This is a genomic window from Geminisphaera colitermitum TAV2 (genome assembly GCF_000171235.2).
Classification (GTDB): Bacteria; Verrucomicrobiota; Verrucomicrobiia; order Opitutales; family Opitutaceae; genus Geminisphaera; species Geminisphaera colitermitum.
Window position 1 is genome coordinate 59,216 of record NZ_ABEA03000005.1, and the last position, 18,819, is coordinate 78,034.

Annotated in this window: 12 protein-coding genes and 1 pseudogene; 4 read left to right on the forward strand and 9 right to left on the reverse strand. The window is 62.8% G+C overall.

The annotated features are described in order from the left end of the window. Window positions 1–142: 142 nt before the first annotated feature. Window positions 143–2,056 carry an amidophosphoribosyltransferase gene (locus OBACDRAFT_RS00730; protein WP_043582018.1) on the reverse strand — a complete coding sequence of 638 codons (1,914 nt, stop codon included), beginning with the start codon at window positions 2,054–2,056 and terminating at the stop codon, window positions 143–145. 164 nt (window positions 2,057–2,220) lie between these two features. On the opposite strand from OBACDRAFT_RS00730, the gene OBACDRAFT_RS00735 reads away from it, so the two are divergent. The 3 genes from OBACDRAFT_RS00735 to OBACDRAFT_RS00745 all read left to right on the forward strand — a co-directional run bounded on the left by OBACDRAFT_RS00735 (window position 2,221) and on the right by OBACDRAFT_RS00745 (window position 4,442). Beyond that, entirely contained in the window at window positions 2,221–3,024 is an 804-nt protein-coding gene (locus tag OBACDRAFT_RS00735) for a tetratricopeptide repeat protein (RefSeq protein ID WP_043582020.1), read from the forward strand. 116 nt (window positions 3,025–3,140) lie between these two features. Further along, the gene (locus tag OBACDRAFT_RS00740; RefSeq protein ID WP_043582021.1) at window positions 3,141–3,701 is read left to right on the forward strand and encodes a LysM peptidoglycan-binding domain-containing protein; all 561 of its coding nucleotides are present in this window, start codon (window positions 3,141–3,143) and stop codon (window positions 3,699–3,701) included. Window positions 3,702–3,806: 105 nt separating this feature from the next. Next, complete coding sequence (locus tag OBACDRAFT_RS00745) at window positions 3,807–4,442, forward strand: NUDIX hydrolase (RefSeq protein WP_043582022.1); 636 nt, start codon at window positions 3,807–3,809, stop codon at window positions 4,440–4,442. Window positions 4,443–4,537: 95 nt separating this feature from the next. Here the strand turns inward: OBACDRAFT_RS00745 and OBACDRAFT_RS00750 are convergent, their stop codons facing one another. Both OBACDRAFT_RS00750 and OBACDRAFT_RS00755 read right to left on the reverse strand, forming a co-directional pair. After that, window positions 4,538–5,623, reverse strand: coding sequence for a Gfo/Idh/MocA family protein (locus OBACDRAFT_RS00750; protein ID WP_198529825.1), 1,086 nt, complete (start codon window positions 5,621–5,623; stop codon window positions 4,538–4,540). Between the two features lie 191 nt (window positions 5,624–5,814). Next, on the reverse strand, window positions 5,815–6,597 hold the full coding sequence (locus OBACDRAFT_RS00755) for a ThuA domain-containing protein (RefSeq protein WP_043582024.1): 783 nt from the start codon (window positions 6,595–6,597) through the stop codon (window positions 5,815–5,817). A 168-nt stretch (window positions 6,598–6,765) separates the two neighbouring features. On the opposite strand from OBACDRAFT_RS00755, the gene OBACDRAFT_RS00760 reads away from it, so the two are divergent. Continuing rightward, window positions 6,766–7,632: a helix-turn-helix transcriptional regulator gene (locus OBACDRAFT_RS00760; protein ID WP_043582025.1), complete on the forward strand. Its 867-nt coding sequence runs from the start codon at window positions 6,766–6,768 to the stop codon at window positions 7,630–7,632. Window positions 7,633–7,837: 205 nt separating this feature from the next. Here the strand turns inward: OBACDRAFT_RS00760 and OBACDRAFT_RS00765 are convergent, their stop codons facing one another. The 6 genes and pseudogenes from OBACDRAFT_RS00765 to OBACDRAFT_RS00785 form a co-directional block, all read right to left on the reverse strand. Beyond that, a complete protein-coding gene (locus OBACDRAFT_RS00765) occupies window positions 7,838–9,637 on the reverse strand; it encodes a glycoside hydrolase family 2 protein (protein ID WP_043582026.1) in 1,800 nt (599 codons plus the stop codon). Between the two features lie 256 nt (window positions 9,638–9,893). Continuing rightward, a complete protein-coding gene (locus tag OBACDRAFT_RS31020) occupies window positions 9,894–11,693 on the reverse strand; it encodes a polysaccharide deacetylase family protein (RefSeq protein WP_198529826.1) in 1,800 nt (599 codons plus the stop codon). Next, a pseudogene (locus OBACDRAFT_RS28775) lies at window positions 11,679–11,849 on the reverse strand (type II secretion system protein); the annotation flags it as partial. The pseudogene OBACDRAFT_RS28775 and the gene OBACDRAFT_RS31020, both read right to left, overlap by 15 nt. Window positions 11,850–11,916: 67 nt before the next feature. Continuing rightward, window positions 11,917–13,260 (reverse strand): acetylxylan esterase, encoded by a 1,344-nt coding sequence (locus tag OBACDRAFT_RS00775; RefSeq protein ID WP_043582028.1) that lies wholly within the window; start codon window positions 13,258–13,260, stop codon window positions 11,917–11,919. Next, window positions 13,257–13,940 carry a prepilin-type N-terminal cleavage/methylation domain-containing protein gene (locus OBACDRAFT_RS00780; RefSeq protein WP_043582029.1) on the reverse strand — a complete coding sequence of 228 codons (684 nt, stop codon included), beginning with the start codon at window positions 13,938–13,940 and terminating at the stop codon, window positions 13,257–13,259. Before OBACDRAFT_RS00780 ends, OBACDRAFT_RS00775 begins: the two co-directional genes overlap by 4 nt. A 55-nt stretch (window positions 13,941–13,995) precedes the next feature. Continuing rightward, window positions 13,996–18,789, reverse strand: coding sequence for a glycoside hydrolase family 2 (locus OBACDRAFT_RS00785; protein ID WP_043582031.1), 4,794 nt, complete (start codon window positions 18,787–18,789; stop codon window positions 13,996–13,998). Between the last annotated feature and the right edge of the window lie 30 nt (window positions 18,790–18,819).

An 18,819-nucleotide genomic window follows, 5' to 3' on the forward strand; every position in this document is an offset into this window, starting at 1 on the left:
GAGCGTGATTTCGGAGGCCTCGGAGAGGCCTCCCTACCAGGTATCAAATGGCTACAGCTTAAATGAAACTGCTCTATGTTGGAGGAGGCTTTGTCGTTTTTTGTCGGGATGGCGGGCGGGAGCCGGGGGGGGGGGGAGGGCGTCAGTAGCTGCGGCCTTCGTGTTTTTCGTAGTAGTTCAGGTAAGCTTGGTTCACGACGTGGAAGCCGCCGGGAGTTGGGTATTTGCCAGAAAAATACCAGTCGCCGGGATGATCGGGCACGGCGGCGTGGAGGTTTTCTATGGTTTGGAAAATGATCTGGAACTCGCCTTGCCATTCGATGTTCCGCGGGCGCACGAGTTGCGTGATCTTGGTCGAGATTTCCTCGGCGCTGAAGGGAGCGTAGATTTTGCGGACGTGGTTGACGGTCTCGCCGGTTCGCACGGCGTCACGACAAAGTGAATACACTTCTTGCAGGACGTCGGCTTTGCCGCGTTCCTTGAGGAGGGCGACGGCGGCCTCGAAGGCCACAAACTTGCCGATCTCCGACATGTCGATGCCGTAGCAGTCGGGGTAGCGGATTTGCGGCGCGGTGGAGGCAATGACGATTTTCTTGGGGTTGAGGCGCGCGAGGATGCGCAGGATGGAGCCGCGCAGGGTGGTGCCGCGCACGATGGAGTCGTCCACGCACACGAGGTTGTCCACGCCGGGGCGCACAGAGCCGTAAGTGATGTCGTAAACGTGGCTGGCGAGGTGATTGCGCATGCCTTCCTGACCGATGAAGGTTCTTATCTTGATGTCCTTGGAGACGACTTTTTCGCCGTGCGGCCAGTTGCGCAGGATGAGGTCGTCAAGGAGGTCTTCGGTGAGGGCGCCTTTCTGGCAGGCGTCCATGATGGATTTTTTGACGATGTCGCGGCGGCGTTCGCGGAGGGCGTGGAGGAGTCCGTAGTAGGCAACTTCGGCGGTGTTGGGCACGTAGCCGAACACGGAGTTGCCCCACTCGTGATTCACGGCGTCGAGGACCTGATCGGCGAGGCGCGCGCCGAGGGCCTTGCGTTCTTCGTAGATGTTGAGGTCGTTGCCGCGCGAGAAGTAGATGCGCTCAAATGAACACGAGGCGCGGGGGAGCGGGGCCATGAACGGGGTGGAGGTCATGGCACCGCTTTTTTTGATGACCATGACGTGGCCGGGCTGCACTTCGTGCACGTCGGTTGCGTTGCCGATGTCGAACACGGTCATGAGGGGGGCGCGTTCGGAGGCGAAGGCGATGACTTCGTCGTTCTGGTAATACCAGGCGGGGCGGATGGCCGAGGGGTCGCGGGCGACGAAGGCGTCGCCGTTGCCGATGAGGCCGCAGAGGGCGAAGCCGCCGTCCCAGTGGGTGGAGGAGCGTTTGATGACGCGGGTGAGGTCGAGTTCGTCGCTGATGCGATGGGAAATTTCCTCGCCGGGCAGGCCTTGGTCGCGGAGGGCGCGGTAGAGGTCAACGTGTTCTTCGTCGAGGTAGAAACCGATTTTTTCGAGGAGTGCCTGGGTGTCGGTCGCGAAGATCGGATGCTGCCCCATTTTGATGAGACTGTCGTTGAGCTCCGCAGTATTGGTCATGTTGAAGTTGCCACATAGCGCGAGGTTGCGCGTGGGCCAGGGGCTGCGGCGGAAATAGGGGTGGCAGGAGGAGAGGCTGTAACCGCCGCTGGTGCCGTAGCGGAGGTGGCCCATCAAAAGTTCGCCGCCGAAGTCGAAGTGCTCTTTGACGGTTTCGGTAAACTCGGGGTGGATGGTGCCGTCGGCGACTTTTTCGTTGTACTGGCCGAGGAGGGTTTTGAAGATTTTGTCGAGCGGGTTGGCCTTTACGCAGCGCTCGCGGAACATGAAGGGGTCGCCGGGGGCGATGTTCGTCTTGACGCAGGCGACGCCGGCACCGTCCTGACCGCGGTTGTGCTGCTTTTCCATGAGGAGGAAAAGCTTGGTGAACCCCCATAGTGGCGTGCCGTATTTTTGCTGGTAGTAGGAGAGCGGCTTGAGGAGCCGCACCATGGCAATGCCGCATTCGTGGGTGAGTTTATCGCTCATTGGTGGTCAGTGTGATGGCGTTGGTGTTCACGAGCCTGAAAAGGGAAACGATCACGTCCCGATGGCGGATGCGGTCAAGGTTTTTGCCGTGGCGGGTTTGCAAGCGGCGCAGGACGTGCGAAAAGCAACTTGCGGGGGGACGGCGAAACAGATCAGAACGCGCCGTGAACTTTTCTGATTTTTACTCTATCTCCATCCCCACGCTGATTGAGCTGGCTGCGAAGGTCGCCTGCATTGTGCATCTCATAAAAACAGGGCGCAGTTACATGTGGTTTTGGGTTATCCTGCTGTTTCCTGTGGGCGGGGTGTTGATTTATTTTTTTATGGAAATTTATCCCGATTTGCGCGGCGGACGCGGATTTTTGGGAGGCGGCGGCGGGGGGGGATTGGGTTTGGGATTATCCATAAAACTTCCGCAAACGTCGGCCCGCAAGATCGCCAGGCTGAAGGACGAACTGGAATTCGCCAACACGATCGAAAATCGTGTGCAACTCGCGCAGGCGTATTCCTCGGCGGGACGTCACGGCGAGGCGATCGAGACGCTCAACGCGTGTCTGCGCGGCGCATTCAAGGACGACCCGCTGCTCACCTACGAACTGGCGCGGGCGCGCTTCGTCGCAGGGCAGCACCGCGAGGCGCTGGCGGCGTTGCAAACACTGGCGGCGCAGGGCTGGCGTCACGATGTGGCGGGCCGGCTGCTGCTCACCGCGCGCGGCCACGAGGCGCTGGGCGACGACACCGGGGCAAGCATTTACTACCAAGAGGCGCTGAAATCGGCCTCTGGTGAGGAGGCGCGCTGCCGTTACGCGCTGCTGCTGGAGCGCCGCGGGCAACGGGAGCCGGCGCGCGCGATGTTTGCGGAGACCGTGGACTACTCGCGGCGTGCCGGCGGGCGTTATCGTCGCCTGAATCGTGAGTGGATTCAGATTGCCAAGGCGCGGCTTGCTGCGCTCAAGGCGGGGGCGTGACCGCGATCGGACCTTGGAGATCGGCATAAAAATCGTGCTGCATTTGCGTAAAGTCACTTCTCTGCTTGAACATCGGGGCTGCACACCATAGCCGTTCTCTCCCAACCAACATCTTCATGGACACTATTTCTCGCGAAAGTAACGGACCCAGCTACCTCCCGGTGGCGGCGGTCATTGTCGGCGTCATTGCCCTTGTGCTCGGTGGCGTGGCACTGGCCAAGGTCTCTTCCATCAACAAGCAACTCGTCGCCCAAGACGACAAGCTCGCCCGTGTCTCCGAGGCGGAAAATCAGGCGGCTGCGGCCGTCGCCGCGGTTGAGCAGGCGAACCGGAAGATCGACACCGTGGCCCGCGACACCGGCAAGGCTTTCGGTGACGTGGCCAACGTGATCACCGAAGTCCGCGGCGAACTCGCCAAGGTGCAGGAACTCGCCTCCCGCCGTGGCTCCGCCCCGGCTGCTGCCGCCGCCGCGAATGCTTCCGGCGCGGCTGCCGCGACTCCGCGTGCCCCGGCCGTTGCCGGTCCCGATGAATACATCGTCAAAAGCGGCGACACCGGCGTGAAGATTGCCCGTGGCAACAACGTTTCGCTGAGTGATCTCCAGGCGGTGAATCCCGATGTGAACTGGAACAAACTCCACGTCGGTCAAAAGGTGAAGTTGCCCGCCAAACGCTAAGCAGTCGTCCACGTGGACTGCTACGGAGGGCGGGGCTCCTCATGAGTCTTCCCTCGATATTTTTGCCTCCCTTCTTTGCCGAAGGGAGGTTTTGTTTTTGGGCGCATGAGCACGCATCCAGAGAGCCACGCTTCGTCACCCACCCCGCCGCGTTGGGACCGGCTTGACCACCGCACGGTGGCGAGCACCCGCGTGTTTGATGTGCAGGGGGTTCGCTTTCGCCATCCGCGCCGGAACGTGGAACGCGAATTTTTCGTCATTGATGCGCCGGACTGGGTCAACGTGCTGGCGGTGACGACGGGCGGGCAGATCGTGCTGGTGAACCAGTTTCGCTACGGCACGAACGACTTTTCGTGGGAGATTCCCGGTGGCGTGATCGAACGCGGCGAGGACCCGGTGGCGGCGGGGATGCGCGAGTTGCTGGAAGAAACGGGTTATGCGATGGCCGCGGAAGGGGGGGGGGGGGGAGGGAGGGCAGAGGCGCGGCTGCTGGGCAGCGTGCGGCCCAATCCCGCGATCATGAACAACTGGTGTCACTTCGTTCTGGCCGATGGGGTGCGCCTGCTGCATTCGCAGGCGTGGGATGAGGACGAGGAGTTGCAGGTTTCGACGCTGCCGGTGGACGACGTGTATGCCTTCGCCCGCCGGGGTGGAATCACGCATTCGCTGGTGCTGGATGCGCTGATGCTTTTTGAACCGATCTGGCGGGCGCGGCAGGGTGGAGGAGGGCGGGTCTCCTGACCCGCCGACGGCGCGAAGCGCCGCTCATCCGGAATTGCGCGGCTGCGCCGCGTCAGCGGGTCGGGAGACCCGCTTTCCTCAGTCAAACATCGTGCTTACACCGACACGGGCGCGTGCAACTCGTCGGACTGGAAGCAGGCGTCGAGCACCTTTTGCACCTCGGCGCCGCGCTCGAAATCAGGCTGGTCCTGCTTGCCGGTGCGGATGCTGGTGATGAAGCGCTGGTAGTTGCTCGGCGTGGCCTTGACGGTGACGTCCTTCCACTGGGCTTTGTCGAAGTCGGAACCGGTGCAGATGCGGTAGCCCGTGGTGGTGCGTTCGGAGTCGATCTCGATGGAGCCGAGGGTGCCGGAGATTTTGAGATAGAGGCGGTTGGCGTGTCCGCCGGACCAGCGGGTGGTGTGGATGGTGCCGAGCGCGCCGTTGGCAAACTCGACGGTCATCACCGCCGAGTCGTTGGCATCGAGCGTGTATTCGCCGATGCGGTTGCGCGGGGCTTTTTTGAAGGCTTTGAGTTTGCAGTAAACATTGGCGACGGGACCGGCGGGGAAGGTGGCGAAGTCCACGATGTGCACGCCGACGTCACCGAGCACGCCCTTGCTGCCGTGCTTGCTGGAGAGGCGCCAGAGCCAGGCGGGCGTGGTGCGCCAGTCGCCCCAGACTTTGCTGGCGAGCCAGGCTTGCAGGTAGCTGGCCTCGACGTGGCGGAGTTCGCCGAGTTTGCCGGCGCGCACGAGGTCGTGGACGGCCTGGATGCAGGGCCAGTTGCGGTAGGAGAGGTTGACCATGTTGATGGTGCCGGCCTTGCGGGCGGCGTTTACCATGGTGCGGGCCTCGGCGTAGTTGAGCGCGAGGGGTTTTTCGCAGAGAACGTGTTTGCCGGCGCGGAGGCACTGGATGGAGAGGGGGGCGTGGAAGCCGTCGGGCGTGACGATGGAGACGGCGTCGATCCCGGCGGAGGCGAGCATTTGCGTGACGTCGGTGTAAGCCCCGGCGGCGGGGATGCCGTGTTCGGCGCAGAATTTTTCGACGCGGGCGCGGTCAACGTCAGCGGCGGCGACGAGTTTGCAGCCTTTGATGGCGTTGAAGTTTTTGGCGTGCGTGTTGGCCATGCGGCCGGTGCCGATAATGGCGACGCGGACGATTCTGGACGCCGATTTTTTGGCGGAGGATTTTTTCATGATGAGAAAATAAATACGGAGATGTGTGTGCGGGGATTACATGGGGTGCGGCGATTCATCGCCGCTTTGGGCGACGGGATTCATCCCGTCGCCTTCTGATCGCAAGGGAGGCGAGGTGATGAATCGCCTCGCCAAAAGCGGAACTAAAGTTCCGCACTCCAAGAGCCCGGACGCATTGAATGCGGGGGGACTCAGCGATGCCCGACGGTGGGGCGCTCGGCGGCTTCGGGATCGACGGGGAGCGGTTCGAGCGGTTCGACGCGAGGGCAGATGTCGGGGATACGCACAGTGGGGCGGGCCCAGCGGACGGCGTTGGCGATCACCTTCTGGATGTTGGCGTCATGGTAAGTCGGATACGTCTCGTGGCCGGGGCGGAAATAAAATACCTTGCCGTTGCCGCGCTGCCAGGTGGCTCCGCTGCGGAACACCTCGCCGCCGGTGAACCAGGATATGAAGACCACCTGGTCGGGTTCGGGAATGCCGAAGGGCTCGCCATACATTTCCTCGGAGGACAGTTCGAAGTGTTCGGGCAGGCCGGCGGCAATGGGGTGGGCGGGATTGACGGTCCAGAGGCGTTCCTTGTCGGTGGATTCGCGCCACTTGAGCGAACAGGTGGTGCCGAGGAGGGTTTTGAAGATTTTGGAGTAATGCCCGGAGTGGAGAACGATGAGCCCCATGCCTTCGAGGACGCGCTTTTGCACGCGCTTGACGATTTCGTCCTGCACGTCGCCGTGGGCCATGTGTCCCCACCAGATGAGGACGTCGGTGGTGTCGATCACCTCCTGCGTCAGACCGTGCTCGGGCTGGTCGAGCGTGGCGGTGCGGGCTTCGATGCCGGCCTGCTTGCGCAGGGGGGCGGCGATGGCCTCGTGCATGCCCTGCGGATAGATGGCGGCGACTTTGGCGTTTTTCTTTTCGTGACGATACTCGCCCCAGACGGTGACGCGGATCGGTGATACGGTGGTGGTGTTCATGGTAATTTTTCGATGCGAAGGGATGCGGAGTAGAACTGCGCGGGCGGTCTGCTTCCGCAGGTAAGACGCTGGTAAATCAAGCGGGGCAGGGGAGGGGAGGCCAAGTTTTGAGGATCGTATTTCTCCGCCATTTATAGCAATTTTCCGACTTATTGAGATTTCCCGACGATGAATCCGCAATCGGAGTTTGATCAGGATTTGACACGCGCGCTGGAACGGTTGCGCGCCGGGAGGCTGCGGGTGCACATCGCGCGCGAGATCGATCTGCGGCGACCGCGGCCGAGGTCGCATTTTCATCCCACCCCGGAATTTTTTATTCAGACGGGCGGGGCCACGGATTTTGATTGTCCGGGCGGCTCGTTTCGCGTGCGCATGGGCGACGTGTGCGTGATGCCGCGCGGGGTTCCACACGCAGAGACTCCGCTCGATTTGCGCACACCCTACGGCATCCTCGTGTGCATGCATCGGGGCGACGGGATGTTTCTGCATCGCGGGCGGGCCGATCCGGCGAGGCGTATCCAGGGTTATGGTACGACGTTGGTGCCGGGCGCGCGGGTGCGCGACGCGCTGCGCTACATCGACGACATGGCGGCGCATGAGAGCGTGCCGGCGGAGGAGCGGCGGCACTACGTGGAGGCGTTGGTCGAGGTGTTTTTGCTCACGGTGCTTGGCGAGTTGCGTCGTCCGGCGGGGGGGGGGGGGGGGGAGGGTTCCGCGCTCGTCGTGGAAGCGGAGAAACTGGCGCACACGCACTTGGCGGACCCGGCGCTGGCGGTGTCGGTACTGGCGAAGGGGCTGGGGTGCACGCCGGATCACTTGTCGCGGTGTTTTCACCGGGAGCGCGGGGTGACGCTCAACACGTGGATACGCCGCGAGCGCGTGCTGGCGGCGCGGGAGTTGCTGGCTGATCCGCGTTACAACATCGCGGAGGTGGGCTGGGCATGCGGCTTCGCCACGCCCTCGTATTTCATTCGCGTGTTCCGCGAACACACGGGGCTGACACCGAGGGTTTTCCGCGACGGGCTGGCACGGTGAACATTTGATAGCCGGTAGGGAGGCCTTTGTGCCCTCTGCCGAGGGCAGCCCTTCGGGCCATCGCCGTCGGCGATGCCATCTCCGCGCTGCTGCGCTCCGTCCGAGGCCTCCGAAACCACGCTCCAACCACCTATGAGTTTCGCCATCATCTTACCACGCACAACGGAGGCCTCGGAGAGGCCTCCCTACCGTTAAGGCAACGGGATCATAAGTGAGAGCCCTTGCCGCAATAGCGCTCGTAGAGCGATTTGACGGTGTCGAAAGCGAGTTTGGGTCGCCGGTATTCGTCGAGCAGGCCGGCGTTGTTGTAGCCGCGGGGCTTGGTGCGAATCTCCGGTCCCACGTTCGCAAAGCTGCGGCAATCGATCATCTGCCAGAGCGTCGTGCCAAGGTAACGGGGATTGTCGAGCACGGCGCGAATGGCCTCGTCGAAATAATCCTGCTGAAACTCTTCGCTCCACTGCGAACGGGCGCGGTCACGGATGCCATAGATGCCGCACGCCCCGGATTCGCTGACGAGAAGAGGTTTCTGCGCATACTGCGGATGCGTGGAGAAATATTCGGCCAGACGATCAAACTCGGGACGGATGCGGGAAAGGCTGGGGGTGGCCCAGATTTTTATCTTGTCCGCCTCATCCACTGGAGCCCGGCCGCCGATCCAACCCGGATAGGGGTTGATCGAAATGATGTCGGCCAGATCGAAACAGAGGTCTTTTTCAAAGCGGTTTGAGGCGTAGGAAATCAGTCGCGAAGAGTCGGCGTCACGGAGCGTTTGCACGAGGTTTTGGTAGAGGCGGCGACCATCCGGCGTGTCCGAGCAACTTTCGTTGAGGAAGGCGTAAATGATGACCGAGGGGTGGTTGAGGCTGGTGTCAACGAGGGCGAGCGCGGCGTCACGATGCAGGGCGTTGATGGATGCGTCGCAGGCGTCGCTTTGGGGTTGCGCCCAGCCGAGGGTTTCGGCCCAGACGAGAAATCCGGCGCGGTCGCAGGCGTCGAGGAAATTGGGGTCAGGCTGGTAGTGGACGGCGCGGATGAAGTTGGCGTTGAGTTCGCGCGCCCATTGAAGGTCGTCCGCGATGAGTTGCGGAGGCTGAACAGGGCCGAACTGCGGATGCGATTCGTGGCGATTGAGGCCGAGCAGGCGCACGGGCGATCCATTGAGCAGGATGTCGCGTCCTCGCGTAGCGATGGTTCGGATACCAAAGCGTTCGATGACGGTGTCGCTCTCTTCGAACGGCGCATCCGCATCCGTATCCGGACATGAAATACCAAAGGAAAGCGTATGGAGATTGGGATTTTCGGGGGACCAGACGCGGTGGCCGGGCACCTGCGTTTCGATCATGAGCCCCTGTTTTCCAACAGGGGCCAGCGTGGTTTCCACCGGGGTTCCATCGTCGAAAGCGTAGCGGATGCGGAGGCGGTCAGGAATGCGGCCGCCGAATCGGGCCTCAAGCCGGACTTGGCCGGTGGCGATGTCGAGCGTGGTAACTTTGACGCGTTCGACGCGGGTGTCCGGCAACCGGGTGAGCGTCACGCTGCGGTAAATACCGCCGTAGCCGTAAAAGTCGGCGTAGGGTTTGAAGATGGGGACGGTATCCGGATTTCCAAAACGATTGTCCACCAAGACAAGCAGTTCGTGCTCGTCGCGGTCCGTTTCGGAAAGGGACACGTCGCGGCTGACGGTGGAATAGGGAGTCTTGATTTCTCCAAGGTCGATGTTGTCGAGCCAGATTCGCGCATAAAGACCCAGTCCGCCGAATTTCAGCCGAGTCGGTCCTGAGGGAAAAACGAATCGCGTGCGGTAAAGTGCCGCGCCGCGTGCATCGATGCGGGGACCGGCGAGGTTATAGCAGCCGGGAACGGCGGCGATTTCATTGAATGCCTCCGCGTGGGCTTCGGGCGTCACGGCGGCGATATTCACGTCGCCAAGCCAGGCGAAGTCCCAGAACCCGTCGAGGACGAGGCTGCGGCGTTCGGGATACAGAGGATATTGGGCGCTCATTTTTTGTGATTTGTGGTGGATGCTACCCGCCGAGCCCTTCAAGCGTAACTTTGAACGTGTTGCCAAGATCAATAGAATTAAACCAGTTAAACTCAATGGTTACGGGATTTCCGACGGCGTGATTTTCCTCGGTGTTTTTTCGTGTCCGTTTGTGTGTTTCGTGGGCAATCATGACAGCCGTTCCAGTCAGTATCCAGTCGGTTACAGGCTGTAACCGGTTTCCAGTAATATTCTATAACCTGATAGGACGCATCAATTATAACGTTACAGGATACTGGGGCAGATCGGCGGGCAGCGTCACGAGGCCGTCGGAGGCCGGGAGTTCCCGGGGCGCAGTGCCAGTTGCCTCAACGGTCACCTGTGTCACGTCCGCGGGCACTTGTACGGTGAGCGGCACTTGTTTTGCCAGCCAGCGGTCGAGTTCGGGCCAGCTCAGGGTGACGCGGATCTGGCCGTTGCGTGCGTCCGTGATATTGTCGATGCGGACGTTGTCACGCAGCCAGCGCCAGAGAAATAACTGGCCTTGCGTCGCATACCAGACGCCGGGCTGGCGTCCATAACGGGCGAGGAAGGCGTCGAATTTTTTCCAGTCCGCCTCGGTGCGGATTTCGCGGGAGTGTCCCCAAAAATAGAATACGCCGCCGGATTGCGACACCGCACGCTGCCAGGCTTGTTCGAGGCGGTCGGGCGAGGCGAGGAAATGCGCGTCGGTGACGAGGGTAAGCGGCTCGGCGTAGCCGGTGATGGTTTCACCGCCGGTGCGCGTGGTGCGCCCGGAGAGGTAGCCGGCCTCGCGCACGCTGCGCAGCACGTAGTCGCCGCGCGCGTCGTAGGCGGGGACGTGGTTGAAGGGATACGCGAATGAGATCACGGGATGGCCGAGGGCGGCCTCCAAGCGCAGGCGCATTTGCAGGCACTCTGCGGCCCATAGGTCGGGGGCGATGGTCCAGGCGTGCGGGTGGTTGAGCGAATGCGAGGCGACTTCCATGCCGCGGCGTTCCAACTCGGCGAGAACGTTGGCGCGCTCGGACATCCCACCATACACAAAAAATGTCCCGCGAAAGCCATGTTTCTCCAGCGCGGCGGCGCAGCGTCGGTCGTTGGCCGCGCCATCGTCCCAACTGGTGACGACCGCGGTTTGCGTTCCATTGGGCAGGAGGGGAAGGGCAACTTGTCTTTTGATATCGGATACGCCGGCGTTGGTTGCAAAGGAGAGTGTGACGAGCGTCCGTTGGTCCGGACTGGCAACGGTGAGCGGCGTGTTTTTGCGATCATACGGACGGCGGGGCTGGTAGGGAGGCACGGATTGCAAGACAGCCCCTTGGATGCTCATGGGGTTTATGAGGTCGGTGCCGGGCGTAGCAGGGGAGGAGAGGGTATTGTCCGCGAACGAGGCGGGCCACTCAAGCGACACGGGCGCCTGATCGAGATAAACGTTCACGCGCCGGGACATGGGCGCGGTGATGCGTTCGCCATCCGCACCAATGACAGTCATTGCACCGGAAAGGGTGCCGCGAACGGCGGCGGGAAAACGGAAGGCCGGGCTGATTTGCCAGTTGCCAGGCGGCAGGCCGGGCAGCAACGCGGACGTGGTCGTCTCCACGAGGAGACCGAGCAGGCGCGGCGCGGTGGTGGCCTCAGCGCCGGCCGGGGCGGATGGCGCGGGTCCATCGACGGGCGCGAAAGTAACGCGCTTGATGGCGCGAATGGTCACGGGCATGCGGCTTTGCGGACGCACTTCGAGCGAGGCGAGCGGGGCGGTGCACCAGAGGCGCAGGCGAAACTGTTCGATGTCCCTCGCGTTTTCCGCCTCGGCGAGAGCAAAAACCGGGGCGAGCGGAGTGCCGAAAAAGAATTTTATGCGAGAGGAGTCCTTGGGACGTTTGGCAAACTCGACTGTCATTTCCCACCAGCCGGGGGGGAGGGGGGCCGGCAGTTGCCATTTGTATCCGGTGTTTGGATCGCTTGCCGCCGGCAGGCTGATGGCGCTGCGTCCGTCGTCGAGCGCAACCCTCTCCCCGCCGGTCGCCCCGTCAGGTGTGAGCGTGACAGCCATGCCGGTCTGGCGCAGGTTGCTCAGGTCCTGCGCCGAGCGGGCGGACTGGCGCACGCGGCTGACGGTTGGAACAAGAATCGCCGCCAGAATGCCAGTGATGGCGATCACCGTGAGCAATTCGATCAGCGTGAAGCCGGATGCCACTGGGGGGGGCATTCCGGCGGAAAGCAGGTTGCTGGAGTGAAATGTTTTTTTACGAGAAGAGTTCACGCGCGGGGGGCGTTTATTTGAGCGTTTTCAGGTAGGCGAGGATGGCGTTCTTGGCCTTGAGAGCGGCGGGGGAACTGCGGTGTCCTTTGGCGATGTCGTTGTAGATTTCTTTTTGGCCGGGGAGGTTGTTGTAAGCGGCATATACGGAGGTCGGCGCGCAGGTCTGGTCGATGAAACCAACTCTGAAATAGGCACGGGCTTTTACTCGGGTGGCAAAGTTCATCGCATCATAATAACGCACGGCTTCGATCACTTGGGGGAGTTTTTCGGCTTCTTCTTTGTTGTTGGGGAGGAATTTGGGCCAGCCGCGTTGTCGGTTGACGAGGACGCCGGTGTTGTCGCAGAGGGCGGGGACGCCCGCGACGATGTAGGTGACGCGTGGGTCGAGTCCGCCTGCGACAATGGATTGCGCTCCGCCTTGGCTGCCGCCGAATACGATGAGGGTGCGTCCGTCCCATTCGGGTTGTGCGGTGAGGAAATCAATCGCGCGGATGAGGCGTAGGAACATGCCTTGGAAGTAAATGGTGTCGCGTGAGTCGCATCCGCGTTTAGGGTAGCCGCGGAGGTCGGTTTGGGCGAGGTTTTCGTAGTAGTCGGCGGGTTTGCCGTTGGGGATGCCGTGGGCGTTGATGTCGAGCGCGATCAGCCCGCGTGTGGCCCAGTCAGCGGGGACTGCGAGGTAGGAACTGCGCACACCGGCTCCGTGAACGGTGAGGATCGCGGGGTGCGCGCCGGCCTTCGCGCCGACCGGACGGGCGTAGTAGCCGGAAACGGGAGCGCCCAGGCTGTCGGCCTGGAGGTCAAAAGTCTCGACCTTGCCGGCGACGTCCTTGGGCGCGTCAACGGGGGTGAGCCGGGCGTTCATGGGGATGGCGGCGAGCTCCTTTTTCTTCGCGGCCCAGAAGTCGTCGAAGTCGTCGGGGACCGGCAGGCTGGGCTTGATCTGAAGCGGGTCGATGCCTGCGCCGCCAAGCGCCTTCACCGTTTTGGTCTTCGCCCCGGCGGCGTCGGACTCGGGATAGAAGTAAACGGCTTCGCAAAGGATGAACCCCGGCTCGCCGAGCGTGGCGGTGACCGTGGCCTGGCCGTTGACGAGCTTCGCGGTGCCGGAGTGGCGCGGAGGCACACCGTCCTTGGTCGTGGTCCACTTGACCTCGGCGTCGGCGGGCGCATCGACGAGGTGGATCGTGAAGGTGACGGTGTCGCCTTGACGATAGAGGGCGTCGGCACGGTCAGCAGTGACTTTTAGCGAGGGGAGCGTGGGTTTGGTTTGCGCACTGGCTGTGAAGCCGGTCGCAAGGAGAAACATGAGCGCAAGGGCTGCCAGAATACCCGCAAAAAGGGAGCGATGCGTCATTGGTTCAAATTCCAGAGAGTGGAATTCGAGGCGACCTCGCTGCGCTGGAGGTTCTTCACGTGGCCATCCCAGTAGGCGATGTTGATCCTGTCATTACCGTGCCGATACGCGGCGGCGTGTGTTCGGTTGGTGTCTCCGGCAACGTAGGCGTTGGATTGAAACCTGCTGATCTGGAAATCAACCGCGTCGGCAAAGGCAAGCGTTTGGCTCGGTCGCGGAATCTCACTTTGGAGAAGACCGATCTCCGAGCGTTTCGGGGCGCCAGTCGGGAGGTTGAGGTTAATGTTTGTGAAATTGTAACCGTAACTGCGATGTCCGCCTGACTCGATCCTGTCCGGACAACGCATGGAGGGTGGGATGTCTGCGGAGACCCCCGATCCACGGTCCAGATAACCCGTCAGGGTGCGGTCGCCGTGCCATGGTATGTTGGCCGTACTCTGGACATAGACAAAGCGTCCCTTGTGCTCATTTGCGTAAAGGATGTTGGCCATCTGGAGCTGGCGGAGATTGGACAGGCATTGGGTTTGCCGGGCCTTGGCGCGGACGTTGCCAAGGACCGCCAGAACGATTGCCGCCAGAACGCCGATGATGGCGATGACGGCAAGCAACTCGATCAACGTAAACGCCCGGCGGGAGTGACGGCGGACAACGGGAACGACGAAACGGGTAACGGTATTCATGTTCATTGTGGTGCTTGTTGTTGGGTCGGGGGGGGGGGGGGGGGAGGGCTCCCGGTTATTGAAACGCTTGATCGTAGGCTTGGTAGCTGATGGCGAGCACGACGGGCATTTTTTGCGGATTGTTCCCTCCGATGACGGTGATGCCGATGATCTTGTCCTCGGGCGCGGGATTGCGCCATGTCATCACATAATAGGCGGTGGTCTCGCTTGTCTCGTCGGACGAAGCAAAGGCCAGCCGGGCTTCGGGCTTGTCGGCGATTGTGCCGTCGCGCAGGCGTCCGGTGTGATGGTCGTCGAGCACGGGGACTCGCACGCGGCGTCCGCTTTGATACTGGATTTCGTAGTCCCACATGTGGGCGGCGGCGAACGGTCTGAAACGGCCACCCCAGAGGTGCAGGCTCGTGTGCAGAAAGGCGAGTTGCGTGGCGTTGACCGCCGGCACGGCGACCCGCACACTCCGCGCCCCTCCGGGAAAGGATTCAACCAAGGCACCTTCCGGGGTTTTGTTGGATGTGTTGATACGAATGAGGTTGCGCCCGCCGGGGACGGACTGCGGGTCGAACAAGTCGAACGGCACGTCGGCCAGAACCTGACGGCCACGCGGCCAGTCGCCGCGCAGGAGCAGGCCGGCGTCCACGTTTACGCGGTCGGGTTGATTGGCGTTGTATTCGGTTTCGATGCCGGCGTTGAAGGCGGCGCGGAGGTCAAGGGTGTGCCAGCCTCCGGGTTCGGCGGTGACCGGCAGGGGATCGAAACGCAGACCGAGATTGGTCAGCAGGGCCGACGCGAAGCGTCCGGCTTCGTTGATTTTTTGCGTCTCGGCTTCCCAACGGCTCTGGTCGAGCACGATCTCGCCGGTTCCCCACGTGAGGGTTCCCCAGACGAGGTCAGGCGCGGTGGCCGGGCGCAGTCCCGATGTCTTCGGCGCGATGGCGATGGCGGGAAATTGGCGGGGATGGGGTTGCCCGGAGTCGCCAAACGCGATTGTCGCCAGACCGATGCCGCGGTTGAGAGGATGGTCGAGCAAGGCCACCGGCCCGGCCTTGCGGGAGTCGGAGTCGGCGGGTGCCAGTGGCAGGGAAACGAAGCGGGCAAGGCGGCGGATGCCTTCCGCATCGAGGCCGTGCAACACCAGGCGTCCACCGCCTCGAATCCAAGGATCGAGTTGCGCCCATGCCTCGTCGGTCAAGGGAACGGAGGCGGCGTCCCAGAGAAGCTGTCCGGCACCGGTGGCGGGTGTTGCGAGGGCGGCGGCGTCGAGCTTCGGGCCGACGGACGTCAGGCGTGCGCCGCGCGTGCTCAATGCCCGCGTCAGAAGACTTTGGGGCGTGGCAATCAATGCGGTGGGGCGTGGCGGCTCAGCGGTGTGACTGCGGAGATAACCGATCAAGCGTCCCAGCAATTCGCCCGCCATCGGCTCGACGGCGAGCGCGGTTTCGATGTCGGCCTGCGCAAGGAGATACATGCCGTCGCCGTGCAGCACTTCCGTGAGGGCGGAGACGGGATAATCGGCCAGCGAACGCTCGGCCACGCCGCCGCTGGTTTCCACGGACACACGCACCACGGTGTGGTCGGGCCTCCAGAAACGCAGCGCGCCTTCGGGCAGTCCGCGAGTGACAGGGTGACTCGCGGAGGTCGGATACAGGACGGTTAACGGCGCGGCGGAGAGACGGGCGTTGAAGGGAAGCCAGCCCGTGGCGTAGGTGCTTTGTTCCAGGACGAGCACCCGGCCGCCGGCGCGCACGAAACGTTCGAGCGGAGCGCCGAGTTTCCCTTGCTCGTCGGCGGAAAGTCCGGCGGGGAGAAGGAGCACGCTTGCCGCTGGTTCGAGCGCGGCGAGTTTATCGGGTGAAGACAAAAACCCGGCTTCGGAAACAAAGCGGGCAAGCGCCGGTTTGTTGTCCTTGAAAACTTTGTCATTGGAAGATGAATACACGAAGAGGCGGCGAGGCGCGGCGGCGGTCGCGAGCGCGGCACCCGCGTTCCGGGGGAAGACGCGAAGGGTGCGTTCGAGCGCGGGCGCGGCGGGCCGGTTGTCGGTGGCGTCGGCGAGTTCCATCGTGAGCGCGAGAGCGACGGGGCCGTTGCCGGGAGAGAGGTTGAGCGAGGCGAGGTCGAGAGCAACGGGGATGCGTGTGGAGCGGCCTTGCCCGGCGGCGGCAGGCTGGCGGCGGCGCAGGAGTTCACGGCCTGAAACGGGGTCGCGGAGCACGAGGGTGAACTCGCCGCGGAAGTCGGTCAGGCGGTCGTTGGACAGGAGAAGTTCGTAGCGGGTGGTCTCGTCGGCGAACCAGTTTTCGGTCCAGGGAAAAAGAGTGAAAGCGACCGGGGCAAAACCACGTCGGGCGATTTCGAGATCACGCTCGGTGTCGATGACACGGCGTTGCCGGGTTCCCTCAATCACGGTGAGGATGGGCTGGCCGAAGAGGAGCAAGTCTTGCTCGCGGTAGAGGATGCTCAGTTCGGAATACCAGCGTCCGTGCGCGGCGCGCACCTCGGCGGGCGTCATGCGGAAGTAGTCCGGGCCGACCAAGGGGGCGACGTTGATGGGACGCAACTGGTGTTCGCCGACCATGAGGGGGCGCGAACGGTCCCAAGGTTTGAGGTGGCCGGCAACGTTGGCCGTGGGGGAGAGCGCGGGGTTGTCGGGCCAGCGCAGGACGTGGGGCCAGTTTCGGCTGAGCCCGCCGTCGGCGTAGTGGACGTTGAGGGCGTCTTCGTTTCCGTCGGTGTCGCCGTAGGCGCTGTGGATGACGGGACGACTGGGGTCGAGGCGTTTGATCGTTTCGCGCGCACTCACCAAAAACTTGGTGGCGACGGGGTTGCGTGGGATTTTCCAGTGCTGGAATTCGTTGGAGCTGGACCACATGACGACGCTGGGGTGGTTGCGATCGCGTCGGACGAGACGGCGGATGTGTTCAAGGGACTGTTCGGTGTCGGGGCGGTGGAAGAGCGCGGTTTCGTCAATGATGAGGAAGCCTTGGCGGTCGGCGGCTTCGAGAAAAACTTTCGGGTAAGGCTGTCCGTGGAGACGCACGGAGTTGAGTCCAACTTGTTTGGCGGTCCGCCAAAGTTCGTCGGGGGAAAGCATTTTGCCTTGGGAGTTTTGGGCAAAAAAGAATTCCCCGATGTGTCCCCAGCGGCTGTAGAGGCGAATTTTTTTGCCGTTGAGGTACATGCCGGGACCGTCGAGCCAGACTTCGCGGAAGCCGAAGTTCACAGCCACACGGTCCGGGGACTCGCCCGAGCGGGGATCAACCACCGCGAGCACGAAGCGGTAAAGGTGCGGATTTTCGGGCGACCAGAGTGTGGCGTCAGCCCAAGGAATTTCCCAGCGGTAGGAGGCTCCTTCGGTCCGTGCGTTGGCGGGGACTTTGCTTTCCTTCAGCAAAGTTTCGCCGTCAAAGATGCGCCATGCGAGGCGCGCGCCAGGGGCCGGACGCGAAAGGGTGGCTTCAACCGCGAGCACGCCGCGCCTCACCGATGGATTTACAAATACGTCGTCGATGCGCAGGGCGGGGCGGGCCTCAATGTGGCAGGGACCGGCAATGCCGATGCTGGCGCGGTGCATGGCTCCGATGGGCCAGCCTTGGCGGAAGGCTTCCTGCGCGTGGCCGACGAGGAGGGCAATTTCGTTGGGTGCGTCGAGCTTGACGACGTCGGTGATGTCGAAAGTGAAGGGGAGAAAACCGTCGGCGTTTTCACCGACGAGTTTTCCGTTGACGAAGACTTTTGTGGTGAAAGCCACGGCGTCGAAGTGCAGGAGGGCGCGTTTCCCGCGGAAGGTGTCGGAGGGGATTGTGATGTTGCGGCGATACCAGACGTGAGTGATGAGGTCGCGGTCCACGCCGCGCCAGTCGATGCGGTAGTCGCGCCAGGAGCGGGCACGCGAGCGTTCGTTGATTTTGACAGTCTGCCAATCGGCCTCAGACGGACGGGCGGGCGTGGCGGTGGATTTCGCGGAGGGGGGGGGGGAGGGAGGGACAAAGGCGAAGCCCCATTCGCCGAGCAGAGAGACGCGGGGATACGAGACTGTTGTTGGCGCGGCTTCCTCGTCGCTGGTGTATTCGTTTTTCAACAACGCCTTGATTTCGTCGGGGGACAGCGCGCGGGAATCGACAATCACCTCGTCGATCGCGCCGCGAAAGCCCGGACCTTTGCCTGCGTGGGAACCTGCCTGCCAGGAGCTGAGCATCCAGGGTTTGGCGGTGGCGGCGGCGTCAGTCCAGGTGTTGGGACGGTTGCCGCGCACGTCGGCTTTGGCGGGTTCGCCGTTGAGGAAGAGGCGCACGCCTTTGCCATCCTGCACCAGCGTGACAAGCGTCCATTTTCCGGCGGGCACGCTGCCTTCGGCGGAGGAGCCGTTCCATGCGAAGGGGCGGGGTTCGCCACTCCAGCGACTCACAAAGCGGACGCGCTGGCGCTCGGCGTCGTAGTCGAGGGAGAGGCGGTTGTTGGCGTGGTGGGCGCCGCCCGCGCTGCGGGCCCAGAGGAGGCCGCTGGCGGGCGCACTGTCGGGCTTGGGCTCGTCGGGTTTCACCCAGAGGCTGATGGTGCCGGTTGGCGTGGGTTGCCCGGTGGCGCGGAGGGTCAGACGGCTGTCCTCGCCGGTGAATTGCGCGGCGCGCCCGAACCGGCCTTCCACGAGGCGGACGTTTTGCAGCGTGACGGGTTGGGCGGAGACGCGGTCAATGACGGCGTCGGCTTTGCTGTCATCGAAGGACAATACCAGTTCGGGCGCGGCGGGGAGGAGAATCGGTGTCAGGAGCAGGAGGGCGAAATGACTGAATTTCCGGCTAAAAGGTCTGAGGATTCTGGCAGTAGTTAAATTTTGGATTTTCGATGTCATTTTCAGATAAAAATCGGGCGTTGGTCTGGT

Coding starts and splice junctions, on each gene's coding strand:
- OBACDRAFT_RS00785 (WP_043582031.1), bottom strand. CDS start 18,789: ATGACATCGAAAATCCAAAATTTAACTACTGCCAGAATCCTCAGACCT.
- OBACDRAFT_RS00765 (WP_043582026.1), bottom strand. CDS start 9,637: ATGAGCGCCCAATATCCTCTGTATCCCGAACGCCGCAGCCTCGTCCTC.
- OBACDRAFT_RS31020 (WP_198529826.1), bottom strand. CDS start 11,693: ATGGCTGTCACGCTCACACCTGACGGGGCGACCGGCGGGGAGAGGGTT.
- OBACDRAFT_RS00760 (WP_043582025.1), top strand. CDS start 6,766: ATGAATCCGCAATCGGAGTTTGATCAGGATTTGACACGCGCGCTGGAA.
- OBACDRAFT_RS00750 (WP_198529825.1), bottom strand. CDS start 5,623: ATGAAAAAATCCTCCGCCAAAAAATCGGCGTCCAGAATCGTCCGCGTC.
- OBACDRAFT_RS00780 (WP_043582029.1), bottom strand. CDS start 13,940: ATGAATACCGTTACCCGTTTCGTCGTTCCCGTTGTCCGCCGTCACTCC.
- OBACDRAFT_RS00740 (WP_043582021.1), top strand. CDS start 3,141: ATGGACACTATTTCTCGCGAAAGTAACGGACCCAGCTACCTCCCGGTG.
- OBACDRAFT_RS00730 (WP_043582018.1), bottom strand. CDS start 2,056: ATGAGCGATAAACTCACCCACGAATGCGGCATTGCCATGGTGCGGCTC.
- OBACDRAFT_RS00745 (WP_043582022.1), top strand. CDS start 3,807: ATGAGCACGCATCCAGAGAGCCACGCTTCGTCACCCACCCCGCCGCGT.
- OBACDRAFT_RS00775 (WP_043582028.1), bottom strand. CDS start 13,260: ATGACGCATCGCTCCCTTTTTGCGGGTATTCTGGCAGCCCTTGCGCTC.
- OBACDRAFT_RS00755 (WP_043582024.1), bottom strand. CDS start 6,597: ATGAACACCACCACCGTATCACCGATCCGCGTCACCGTCTGGGGCGAG.